Here is a 12,085-nt window from a genome sequence, read left to right on the forward strand (position 1 = left end):
GCGTATAAGTAAGGATTCTGTTTTTCTAAAAAATTACTATTATGAACAAAAAATATTTCCTCCCTTTAGCGATGGCAGCAATGATCGGTGCATCATCCTGCGTGAAGCTGACGGAAGATCCAAGAGCAACACTCACTCCCGGCAATTACTTCAATACACAAAATGAACTGGATGGCGCTGTAACCTCTGCTTTCAGGGCGCTCGCCGTAGATGGTGCATGGGGTTTCACCAGTAAAATGACCAGTTACTTCGGCTCCGATGATTTAACAACGCACCCTGCTTCCAACAAAGCAGACTCGCGGGAATTTGACCGGCTCCAGGGTACCACCACCAACTCCAGTATGAGAGCCGAGTGGGAAGGCCCGTGGAATACCATTTATCAGGCAAACAACGTGATTGCCAATTTTGAAAAAGTAACCGCCACCACCAATGAAGCGATTCAGCAACGCACGTATGCCGGCGGACAGGCATACTTCCTCCGGGGACTGTGTTATTTCTACCTCGTAAGAACATTTGGTGCATTGCCTATTGTTACCGGTCCGGCAGATATTACCGTAACACCGGCCAGGGAAGAACCTGCAAAAGTATACGAACTGATCATCGCCGATCTGAAAAAGGCGGCTGACATGCTGCCCGATAAATGGACCGGCGCAGACGTAGGCAGACCCGGCGCATTGTCCGCAAGAGCCGTGCTGGCAAACGTATACCTCACCATGGCAGGCTGGCCCGTTAACCAAAATTCCAATTACGCGCTGGCTGCCACGGAAGCAAAAGCCGTAATGGACGCCGGGAAATACGACCTGATGCCCGACTACCTCGATGTATTCAAAACCAATAACAATATTGAATCGGTATTCGGACTGCAATATAATGTAGGCGGCCAGTTGCCTAACCGTTCCTTTGGCGCTACCTGTATTCCTGATGATGAAGGTGGATGGGATGATTTCTTTCCGGAAATCAACTACTTCAAGGATGCACCGGTTTGTAAACGTACCGATCAAACATTCCACACACAAATCAAAAGCAATAAAATCGGTGTAGTAAAATGGGATGATCCGAGAACGGCTACCCACCATCCTTACTATAACAAATTCCGTTATGGCGCAGGTGATGGTATCGTTGAAACGCCTACACAGGTGGTGAGCTTTAACGCCAGTACCAATAAAACCACTGATATCGTTCGCTTTGCAGAAACATTGCTCACCTATGCGGAAGCTTCTGCCATGGCTGCCAACACCGTTTCTGATGAAGCCTATGAAGCGCTGAACAGGGTGAGACGGCGCGCCGGTTTGCCCAACATCGTAAAAGGTTTAACGGCAGTGGCTTTCCGTGATTCAGTAGTCAATGAACGCAAATATGAATTTGCCGGGGAATTCGGACAACGCTGGTTCGATATCGTTCGCTTGCAGTTGCTGCCAAAAGTAATTGCGCGCCGCGATCCGAATGAGTTCAAGGATCTCCCGTTGAATCCTGCTGCGGTTGCCAACCCGGGTCCTAAGTATATTGCTCCGATCCCGTTCAGAGATCTGAACCTGAGCCCGGGATGGACACAAAACCCGACATACTAAACACTTTTTGATTTGGCCTATAAATAGTTTAATCATGCCTTGTGCATGATTAAACTATTTTGTTAATTCGTTCTGTAGCCAATGAGGAATTCTCCCAGCGCATAAATTTTAGTGAATGAAAAAAACAAACTGGAAGCTGTACAGCCTTCTGTTGCTGACACCTTTTGTATGCTTATCCGGCCGCGCGCATGCAGCGGTGTATGATACTATCCCCGGCGTAAAGCCATCCATCGACCTGATTGACCCAACCATAGGAAACGTAGGTCAGCTGCTGGAGCCTACCCGGCCCACCGTGCAGTTGCCGAACCAGCTGATCCGGTTTACGCCGCAGCGGAAAGACTTTATGGATGACCAGATCTCCGACTTTCCATTGAACGTGGTATCACACCGGCTCGGGCAGGTGTTTTCCCTGAAACCCGCCACCGGCAAGCTGTCGGAAAATGACTGGCAAACCCGGATGGCTTACGACCATAACCTGGAAACCAACCGGCCCTGGTACTATTCTACCTGGCTGCTGGATGAAGAAGTAAACGTGGAATTTACTGCCGGTAAAAAAGCAGGCTACTACCGTTTCCGTTTTCCTGCCGGTAAAGAAAAATCGCTGTTGTTTGGTACCTATAACGATGGTGAGGCTGCTTACACCTTCCTGCCCAATAAGGTAATGACCGGCATGGAAACTTATAACGGCTATGTAAAAGTATACCTGTACGGCGTTTTCAGTGAAGCCGGTACACCCGGTGTAGCAGAACAGGGACAGTTGAGCAACAATAAAAATATTGCTGGTAAAGGAATCAAAGCATTTATCAGTTTCCCTGCCGCTATAAAGGAAGTTACTTTCAAATACGCTATCAGTTACATCAGCGCAGAACAGGCAAAGAAAAGTTATGAAGAAGAAATCAGTAAGAAAGATTTTGACGCCGTAGCCGCCAATGGAAAAAAAGCCTGGGCAGATGTCATGAACCAGGTGAAGGTAAAAGGTGGTACGCTGGCGCAACAACGTTCTTTTTATACGGCCTTATACCGTTGCTATGAAAGGGCCGTGGATATTACAGAAGACGGGCAGTATTACAGTGGTTATGATAAACAGATCCACAAAGACAACCGTCCTTTTTATGTAGATGACTGGACCTGGGACACCTACCTGGCACTGCATCCGCTGAGAATGATCCTGGACCCTGCAAAGGAAGAAGACATGCTGCAATCGTTTGTACACATGTACGAGCAAAGTGGCTGGCTGCCTACCTTCCCCGTGTTGTTTGGCGATCACGCCTGCATGAACGGGTTCCATTCTTCCGTAGTAATGCTGGACGCACACCGGAAAGGGTTGAAAAATTTTGATATTGGGAAAGCCTATGAGGGCATGCGGAAAAATGCGACGGACGCTACTATGCTTCCGTGGCGCAATGGTCCTAAAACAGCGCTCGACGACGTGTATCACAACAAAGGTTATTTTCCTGCATTGCGCATCGGCGAAAAAGAAACCGAGCCAGCGGTGCATCCTTTTGAAAAAAGACAGGCAGTAGCCGTTACCCTAGGCGGCAGCTACGACGACTGGGCATTGTCCGAGCTGGCTGGTGATTTGAATAAGAAAGATGACCAGCGTTTGTTTGCACCAAGAGCGAAGAATTATAAAAATCTATGGAACGCCGATAAACAATTTTTCCTGCCGAAAGATGGTAACGGGGAATGGATCGATATCAACGTAAAGTATGACGGCGGTATTGGTGGTCGCGATTTCTACGACGAAAATAACGGCTGGACCTACCTCTGGCAGGTACAACAGGATATCCCCGGCCTCATCAGCCTGATGGGTGGAAAAGATGCGTTTGAAAAAAGACTGGATCAGTTGTTCCGTGAACCGCTGGATATGTCGCGTTACGCTTTCTGGAGTAAGTTCCCGGATGCCACCGGTCTTGTAGGACAATACTCCATGGGTAATGAACCAAGCTTTCATATTCCGTACCTGTACAACTACACCGGCGCTCCTTGGAAAACGCAGCAGCGTATCCGTTTCCTGCTCGATACCTGGTTTAAGGATAACATCTTTGGTATTCCCGGTGATGAAGACGGCGGCGGAATGTCGGCCTTCGTCGTATTTTCCTCCATGGGCTTTTACCCGGTAACACCCGGTATTCCGGAATATACCATTGGCAGCCCCGTGTTTGAAAATATAAGCATCGCATTGCCCAACAAGAAACAGTTTACCGTAGTGGCGCACAACAGCTCCGTGGTAAATAAATATATTCAACAGGCAAAGTTCAACGGCAAACCTTTGAACAAACCTACGTTTACACATCAGCAGTTAACTGATGGCGGAACGCTGGAGCTGTTCATGGGCCCGAAGCCTAACAAGAGCTGGGGCGTACAGTAATTAGGCGCTAAGAAGTTTACTGGTTTTGGTGAACCGGTAACAATGATGAAGACAAAAGAAAGGCCGTCTCTTAATGAGGCGGTCTTTTTTTATGCTGATATCTTGGCTGTAAACCGGCGGCGCCTTATTATCTTCGCAGCTGACATGGCATCTTACATCGTTACTTTGCAACTTGAACGGAACGCCGCTGCATTCTTTAACCAGATGCGCCGGCAGTATTATCCTGCTCATGCCAACGAGGTGCACGCACATCTTACTTTATTTTACCGCCTGCCGGCGGATGAACCACAAATCATTACTTCCCTTGCGGCGATGGTTGCGCGGCCGTCTTTTTTATTGCAGGTAAGTGAACTGAAACGGTATACCAACGGTATTGCCTATACGCTCATGTCCACAGAACTACAGGCATTGCATGAAGCCCTGCAAATGCAATGGGAACCCTGGCTGATTCCGCGCGACCGGCAGCCATTACGGCCGCATATCACTATTATGAACCAGGTAACGGCTTTTAAAGCGCAGCAGGCGCATGAACAATTGGCGGCCAGCTTCCGGCCCTTTGAAGTAACCGCTACGGGCATACAGGTGTGGCGGTATTTAAAAGGCCCCTGGAAACTGGCAGGGGAATATCCTTTCCTCACATAAAAAAGCCTTCCCGAATTACCGGAAAGGCTTTCTTACTTCATTCATCGTCTTATCGTTGTTAAATAATTCTATTCACGTGTTTGATCTTAACAACCACCTCGTAGGTTCCTTCCTGGAAAATCTGGAACTGGAACCGGGGGTTCACGTTATAGATTTTTTCGTTGGTAGGTGCATACCCTGGATCCACGGTTACAAACTGGCTTGGGATACGATAATAGATCAGGTATCCGTACACACTTTGTAATAAGGGAAACGGCGTGGTTTCAAAGTTGCAGACCATGCTCGTATCTGTTTTCTCCAGCGGATGAAACTGTGCATAGGTCTGGAAATCACTACGGTCGCCCCTGCGGATGATCTCTCCCTTGGCCGGGTTAAAGTAGCGGCCGTTCTGGTCGGCGATCTTCAGGATAATATTGGTGCCTTCATCGGAGATCTTCCGGATGGTAACGGTGGGCACGCCCAGGTCGCCACTGGTAGTGGTACCGTCTTTAAACCAGGCAGCGCCGCCGTCGCCCACATGATAAGGCGGCTCGTCTATCAGCGTGAAGGTGGCAATGTTTTTATACTGTTTGCTGCCGTTCTGATTGGAGGCCTCTATATCAAATTCGTAGGTGCCCAGCGGTACTTTGATGGAAGTGCCGTAAAAAGTAAAGGCGCCGGTATGCTCGTTGAATTCAAAGCAGGGGGTGTTTACTTTTTGTCTTTTTTTATTCAGTAATTCTACCGTGGTATCTTTTTCCGGATCAAATTTCCCGATCCACTCATAGCGCTCATAATTAGTGAACACGGAGTCGGCATGGGTGTGTTTCACCGCATCGCGGATATCCAGGAGCTTGTACACTACCGGTGCGCTGGAACCATCGTTGCTCACGGGGTTGGTGGATTGTACCTGGCCGCGTTTTATTTTAATCGGATTATCGATGTAGCGTATCTGGTTGCTGAGAAAACCGTTTTCCACTTTTGAGCAACCGTACATAGCTGCCGAAACAGCCATCACCAGGGCGCCGAATATTTTTATATTTCTTTTCATGATCATTGCGTAAGGGTGAAAACTCAGTTAAACGTATCCGCGAAATAGGTGAATGTGTGTTTGTTATTCAGCACATGCAGTATTCCGTTGGTAGTAAGTATACCGGTAGTCTGACAGCGTGCTTGCAGGTATTGCTCTGGTATGGTATTAGCCAGGTCGGCATCTGTTACGGGAACAGGATGGCCGGGTTTTGCAATCAGCTTGGTCAGGTAGAGGTATACCGGGTATTGCGTGAATACGCTTCCGTCGGTATAATCCCCGCTGGGAATGCCCTGTACCAGGCGCAGTTCCCCGTCGTTTGCCCTGTATAGCTTTCCTGTTTTGGTAGCTTTGTCTAAAGGAATCAGGTCTTTGAAAAGATAAGCCCGTAAAGAATCTCTCATTGCTCCAAAATCCAGGGAGTCGAAAGTAAAGATATAGTTAGGATCTGTTCTCTGCGTGCGTTCCATTTCCTGCCGTAAATCCAGGTAGTTGGTGATATCATAGTCAGTGATGGCAAAGAAGGTTCCGGTAGCATTTACTTCTTCCTTCAAACCTGTTTTATCGATCATCAACACAACGGTATCAAAAAGCGGATTTGTTTTCAGGTAATCATAAGTAGTCATGTTTACATGCGGATCATGCAAACTGCCGCCGATCGTGTAATCCTTCTTACAGGAAAATAAAACCACGGCCATCAAAGCGATGAAAGAGAGATATATTTTATGTTTCATACAGCTGATTTTAATGGGTTAGAGTTTACCTCTCCAGTAAGGAGTTTGAGTAAGGGTGAAATCGTCTTTAAACATTGTTGGATCAATGGGCCATAACCAGCCGCCGTTTTCAAACTGATCGCCTGGGAAATGCTCATTGTACGTAGTCAGTTTTTTATTACGCACCAGGTCGTAATAAGCGTGGCCTTCGTAGAAGAGCTCCCGGAGGCGTTCTTCGAGGATGGTAGTGGCGAGGTCTTCACCAGCGCCGGCATAATCGTCCAGTCCTGCACGTTCGCGTACCCTGTTAAGCAGGGGCAGTGCATCGCCATCCTTACCCAGTTTACTCAGCGCCTCAGCCCTCAGCAGCAGGATATCCGCCAGCCGGAAGATGGTGAGGTTGTTGGTCATGCGGGGATCTTTTTTGGTAGAACCATCCGCATAAGCAATATTGGAAAACTTGATGATCTGTCCCTGGTTACCGCCAAGTCCGTAGAAGAAGTTTTTGAAACGGATATCTTTATCGGCATCATAAATTGACAGGTAGTTTTCATTCACCGGCCATTCGATATATCCTTTTCCATCGATAAACGGCATCATCAGCGTAACGCCTGCACCGCCATTGGTGGCCAGGGAAATTCCTTCTGACTGTCCGTCGTTGATATTGATCTCAAAAATACCTTCCTGTGTTTTACCGATAAATACTTTCATGTAATTGGCAGAATCGATCAGCGCATAACCACCGTTGGTGATTACTTCATTCGCTGCTGCTTCACAGCCGGCGTAATCGCCTTTCCATGCCAGGATATGTGCCTGCAGGGCAAATGCAGCGCCTTTATTGGCTCTTACCGCCCGTTCAGATTCATCTTCATAACCAAAATCCAGGTTTTGTTTAGCCACTTCCAGGTCGGCCAGGCATTGTTTCCAAACACTGTCGGCCGGGCTTCTCGGGATATTCTTCGCGGTAGACACATCCAGGTCCGGTTCCAGTTTCAATGGCACATCTCCCCAGATCCTGCTCATATAGAAGTAGGTAAAGGCGCGAAGGAAGTAAGCTTCGCCGATCACGTGCCGTTTGTTATTGATATCCGTGAATTTGCTGTCGTCGATACCCGGTACTTTATTGATGATCAGGTTTACCTGTTGGAGCAGCTGGTAGTACTGCTGCCAGTTCCAGTTGTTGCCACCCACGTTCAGGCCAACAAACTGACCATTCGAAATATTGTAGTTGCCGTTATCCCGGCCGCCGTCGATACTCAGTTCGCCGGATACAATGTCCCCGTATTTATGCCAGGAATTATCACGGATCAGGATATTACGCAGGATGGCATAAGCTCCGGCGAGCGATGTTTTGGCATCTGTTTCCGTAGAAAAATAAGCGCTGGTAAAAGTGGAGTTATGCGGTTCCAGGTCCAGTATTTTGGAGCAGGACGACACCAGGGAAGCTGCAGAAATAACAGCAGCTGCATAAGCGATATATAAGCGTTGTTTTTTCATGATTTTCTTTTTTATGGTTAAAGGCTAAGATCCAGTCCCAGGGTGAACTTTCTGGGAATGGGATAACCACTGCCGCTATATACTCCAAAGGCATCCACCTGCTCAGGGTCAGGGATATTTTTAGATTGTTTGAAGATATAAAGGTTGTCGGCCAGCGCATAGATCCTTAAACGTCTGAAGTGAATTTTATCCAGTATTTCCTGCTTGAAAGAGTAGGAGAGGGATACGTTTTTCACACGGAAGTAGGCGCCGCTTTCGATCCAGGCAGAACTTACCATGGCGTATTTGTAGTGGGTACCGTTTACGGAACTGAGACTTGGATAGTCCGCCTTATCGCCCGGATTTCTCCAGTAGTTGATGTTGCTCAGGTCGGGCATGGAATGGGTGGACAGGGAGTGATAGGGATCGGGATCGCCATCATCCGTAGGTACCAGCTGGGAAAGCTTTCCGGCGAGGTAGTCGTTGAATACTTTACGGCCCGCCGTGAAAGTACAGAACACATACAGCGTGAAATTCTTGTAGCTGAAGGTATTACCAAAACCGCCGGTTACTTTAGGGTTGGGGTTACCAGCCGGGATGTAATCGGTGTTATCGAGGATACCGTCGCCGTTGGAGTCCTGCCAGATCGGGTCGCCACCTCTGAATGGATAACCGTAGAAACTGAGCGGTAATCCGCTGGCTTTATTTACCGGTACATCTGCATCGGTAAAGTAGATGCCTGTTTTGTTAAATACATTGTAAGAGTTCAGTGGTTGTCCCTGGCGGAGCAGGTATTTATCGAGATAAATATCACGGCCGCCGTTCGGCAGGGAGGTAATCAGGTTGTCGTTATGCGCGAGGTTTAACAACGCCTGCCACTGGAATTTTGAAGATGGCTTCAGGATATTGGCAATGAACTGTACTTCCACACCGGTGTTGCGTATGCCGATGGCGTTGGCGGTGAGGATGGAGTAACCGGTGGTTACAGGTACATTCAGGTTAAAGATACCGCCGTTGGTATTTTTAATGTAAGCATCTGCAACAACATTAAACCTGCCGTTATATAAGGTTATATCCAAACCCAGGTTACTTTGTGTACTCTTTTCCCAGCTCAGGTTATTGTTGGTAAGACCTTTGTCGAAGTCGAGCGATACGGCCGGAATACCGTTATAGGCAAAGCCATAGTTGTTTCCTGTAGCAGGATTGGTACTGCCGGGGAAATCACCTGCACCGATACGGTAAGTATTATAAGAGAGGTAGTTGTCGCCACCATCCGGTTGACGGCCGGCAACGCCATAACTGGCGCGTAATTTCAACAGGCTTAGCCAGCTGCTGGCAGATTTTAGTGCCGGTTCGTCGCTGATTACCCAGCCACCAGATACGGAAGGGAAATAACCCCAGCGGTTATTTTTACCAAAACGGGAGGAGGCATCTGCGGTGATTACAGCGGATAACAGGTAACGTTCTTTATAGCCGTAGTTGGCTCTCAGGAAAAGCGACTGGATACCGCTCTGTAACAGGTCGGAGCGGGTATCGGCCAGGTTTTTATTGAGCACGGTAACGGTACGGATCTGGTCATTCGGTATGCCGATGGCGCTGGACTGTGTAGCCCGGTATTCCCAGTACTCTGTATTCTGACCCGCCAGGAAGTTGAACGAGTGATTGGTGTTCAGCGTGGTGGTATACTGGAGCGTATTGCTCATTAAGTAGTTGTTCGATTTATCAACAAAGCTGGTCGCCTTACCGGTTCCGTCTCTCCTTACAGCACCAGGGGTATAAGAGTCCATCCGGCTGTTGGTTTGCGTAAAGGAGATCACCGTGGTGAAGTTAAATTTACTGGAGATCTTCCACTCGATGATCGGGCTGATAGACAGGTTATCATTACTGTTCTGATCTGTGCCGCTGGTGGTATTACCGAAAATGAAGTCTTTGTTGGCATTGCTCATATACAGCAGCGAGGTAGGTAATGCGTTGGATGCATAGTACCCGCCGTTGAAAGGACCGTAGCCGCCGGAGAGATCATTGATGGATCTTGGGCGGTCTATTTTCGAGTAACGGATCTGTGTATTGATCTGTACATTGGGAGAGAGGTTCAAGCCGGTGCTGCTGCTGAAGCTGTAACGCTTTAAGCCTGATTTCCGGATGATACCATCTTCGCTGTAGTAGTTGAGGCCGTAGCGGTAGTTGATCAGGTTATTACCACCGGAAATGGAAAGGTCGTAGTTGTCGACCCGGCCGGTTTGATACATACCACCCTGGTAATCGTTGGCGTTATTGAAGGCCGGATTCAGGCTGTCGGTCAGCACCTGCGGGATATTTCTCAGGGTGCCCCAGTCGCCGTAATGGTTGATCAGGTCCATTTTAGCCCGGCGTTCTTCCGCGCCTATCAGTACTTTATCCAGTTGCGGCATTTCAGTGAAACCATGATAGGTAGCGAAATCAATTTTGGGTTTACCGGAGATCCCTCTTTTTGTTTTGATGATGATGACACCGCCTGCGCCTCTTGATCCGTAGATCGCGGCAGCAGAGGCATCTTTCAGGATATCGATGCTTTGAATATCGTTGATGGAAATACCGGCCATTACGTCGGTGTTGGTACCGGAGCCGTAATTGATGGCGGCAATGTCTTCCGTGGTTTGCGGTACGCCGTCGATAACGTAAAGGGGCCCGCTCAATGCGCGGGCCAAACTGGCTTTCCCGGAATTGCTGGTAAAGTCGCTGTTGATGTTGCGGCTTACGGCGGTATTACCACGCATTACCACGTTGCTCCTTACGCCGGGTTCACCGGAATAGTTCTGCACATCCAGGCCGGGTGCGCGTCCCTGCAGCAAGGCGTCGAAAGTAGGGGTGGGCACATCCAGTAATGTTTTTGGATTAATGGAAGTAACGGCGGCGGTAACTGTTTTACGGGAGGTTTCCTGGTACCCGATAACCACCACATCTTTCAACATTTTTTTGTCTACCGGTAAAGTTACGTTCAGATGCGCATTAGCTTCCTTTACCATTACCGAGTAAGGAAGATAGCCCATCATGCTGAAGGTAAGCGTACTGCCAGGGTTCATTTTGAGTGTGTAGCCACCATCCGTGTTGGTGATAGCGCCTGCTTTGCTGTCTGAAATGCTTACAGATACGCCCGGCAACGGGTTGCCGTCTGAACCATCCTTTACTGTGCCTGATACGGTGATCTGTGTGGAGGCAGATTTTACCTGTGCGGTACCTCTCAGGCATAGGAAGGTGAGGCAGAACGTTAATAACATAACAGCGCCGTTACGGCTGTTTTGTGTAAAATTAACAGTCATGTAAATTGATTTGAAACTGATGAATGATACTGGAATGCTGATTACCCAGTTGTTATTATGATATTGGTTGACGTATTATACCCGGAATAAATGATGTAAAACGTATTCTCTGTTGTTGACTAATTTTGATTTGACAAATACCATCGTCGCTTCCGATGACAAAATTTTGGTCTGATAAACTCCTTTTTTTGTTACTAATTTGAATTTTGGTCTGATAAATTCTTATATTGCTAAATCGATTTTCTGATTAAATCACAGGTCTCAGAATGTGAGGATGAAATTAGTATGAACAGGAAAAATAACTTGTTAATGAAATTTAAAAGATTGTAAACAATCTTAAAAAGAAGCAGGTCTGGCCGCGGTCTGTATCTCCCTGCAGGTAAACAAAAACAGTGAATTTCCTCTTCCCGTTTCCGGGGTATAGATATATAATTTAAAAATATTATATTTATGGTTGTAATAAACTATCTAACCCGAAATTATACCTATGAAACAACGCTACTTATTTGTCGGCATCCTGCTGACCATTTTCAGTATCCACAGCTTCGCCCAGGAGGCAGTCAACCCGGGAAGCAGGGCCAAGGCAGCTGCCGTATTTACCAAAATCCTCAACGACGCCGCTGCCATATATCCGCCGGAGTTATCTTATCTCACGGAGGCGGGTGCGAAAATCGAGTCTTCTTTCCGCGTGAGCGAAGATGGTATCCTGTCGGTAACTTTCCGTTACCCGGTGGAAACCAGTTATAGCCTTTACCGCCTTAGTGCGCCGGTGAGCTCCATTAAAGGTGTGTTTTATGATTATTATATCGGGCTGGAATTTGACGGCCCGGTTGTACACATAGCGGAGAGCGACAAAGGCAGCCGGGAGCTGAAGGAAAACAATACACTGGCGCTTTTTCACATCGCCAAACCCGGCGACGGGCCACCCGGCGAAAAGCTGAAAGTCAGGATAGAACAGGCATTACAGGCGTTCCGGGAGAATTACAAGTAAATGGTTCCTCAGAAAG

The 12,085-nt window shown here is 47.9% G+C and carries 8 protein-coding genes; 4 read left to right on the forward strand and 4 right to left on the reverse strand.

What is annotated here, in order from left to right; genetic code table 11:
- The first annotated feature begins 41 nt into the window (after nucleotides 1-41).
- The 3 genes from ACLHR0_RS29045 to ACLHR0_RS29055 all read left to right on the forward strand — a co-directional run bounded on the left by ACLHR0_RS29045 (nucleotide 42) and on the right by ACLHR0_RS29055 (nucleotide 4,581).
- Complete coding sequence (locus ACLHR0_RS29045) at nucleotides 42-1,568, forward strand: RagB/SusD family nutrient uptake outer membrane protein (RefSeq protein WP_429047438.1); 1,527 nt, start codon at nucleotides 42-44, stop codon at nucleotides 1,566-1,568.
- Between the two features lie 115 nt (nucleotides 1,569-1,683).
- Complete coding sequence (locus ACLHR0_RS29050; RefSeq protein ID WP_436491358.1) at nucleotides 1,684-3,939, forward strand: GH92 family glycosyl hydrolase; 2,256 nt, start codon at nucleotides 1,684-1,686, stop codon at nucleotides 3,937-3,939.
- 144 nt (nucleotides 3,940-4,083) lie between these two features.
- Complete coding sequence (locus ACLHR0_RS29055) at nucleotides 4,084-4,581, forward strand: 2'-5' RNA ligase family protein (protein ID WP_436491360.1); 498 nt, start codon at nucleotides 4,084-4,086, stop codon at nucleotides 4,579-4,581.
- A gap of 58 nt (nucleotides 4,582-4,639) precedes the next feature.
- Here the strand turns inward: ACLHR0_RS29055 and ACLHR0_RS29060 are convergent, their stop codons facing one another.
- Genes ACLHR0_RS29060 through ACLHR0_RS29075 form a run of 4 tightly spaced genes read right to left on the reverse strand, consistent with a single transcriptional unit; the run spans nucleotide 4,640 to nucleotide 11,078 of the window.
- Complete coding sequence (locus tag ACLHR0_RS29060; protein ID WP_370910162.1) at nucleotides 4,640-5,611, reverse strand: DUF5007 domain-containing protein; 972 nt, start codon at nucleotides 5,609-5,611, stop codon at nucleotides 4,640-4,642.
- 23 nt (nucleotides 5,612-5,634) lie between these two features.
- Entirely contained in the window at nucleotides 5,635-6,324 is a 690-nt protein-coding gene (locus ACLHR0_RS29065) for a hypothetical protein (RefSeq protein WP_370910163.1), read from the reverse strand.
- Between the two features lie 18 nt (nucleotides 6,325-6,342).
- Nucleotides 6,343-7,800: a RagB/SusD family nutrient uptake outer membrane protein gene (locus ACLHR0_RS29070; RefSeq protein WP_436491362.1), complete on the reverse strand. Its 1,458-nt coding sequence runs from the start codon at nucleotides 7,798-7,800 to the stop codon at nucleotides 6,343-6,345.
- Between the two features lie 17 nt (nucleotides 7,801-7,817).
- Nucleotides 7,818-11,078, reverse strand: a complete 3,261-nt coding sequence (locus ACLHR0_RS29075; protein WP_436491364.1) for a SusC/RagA family TonB-linked outer membrane protein — start codon at nucleotides 11,076-11,078, stop codon at nucleotides 7,818-7,820.
- Between the two features lie 487 nt (nucleotides 11,079-11,565).
- Here ACLHR0_RS29075 and ACLHR0_RS29080 point away from each other — a divergent pair, with 487 nt between their 5' ends.
- Nucleotides 11,566-12,069 (forward strand): hypothetical protein, encoded by a 504-nt coding sequence (locus ACLHR0_RS29080; RefSeq protein ID WP_436491366.1) that lies wholly within the window; start codon nucleotides 11,566-11,568, stop codon nucleotides 12,067-12,069.
- The last annotated feature ends 16 nt before the right edge of the window (nucleotides 12,070-12,085 follow it).

It is taken from the genome of Chitinophaga sp. ARDCPP14 (genome assembly GCF_051362515.1).
Taxonomy (GTDB): Bacteria; Bacteroidota; Bacteroidia; order Chitinophagales; family Chitinophagaceae; genus Chitinophaga.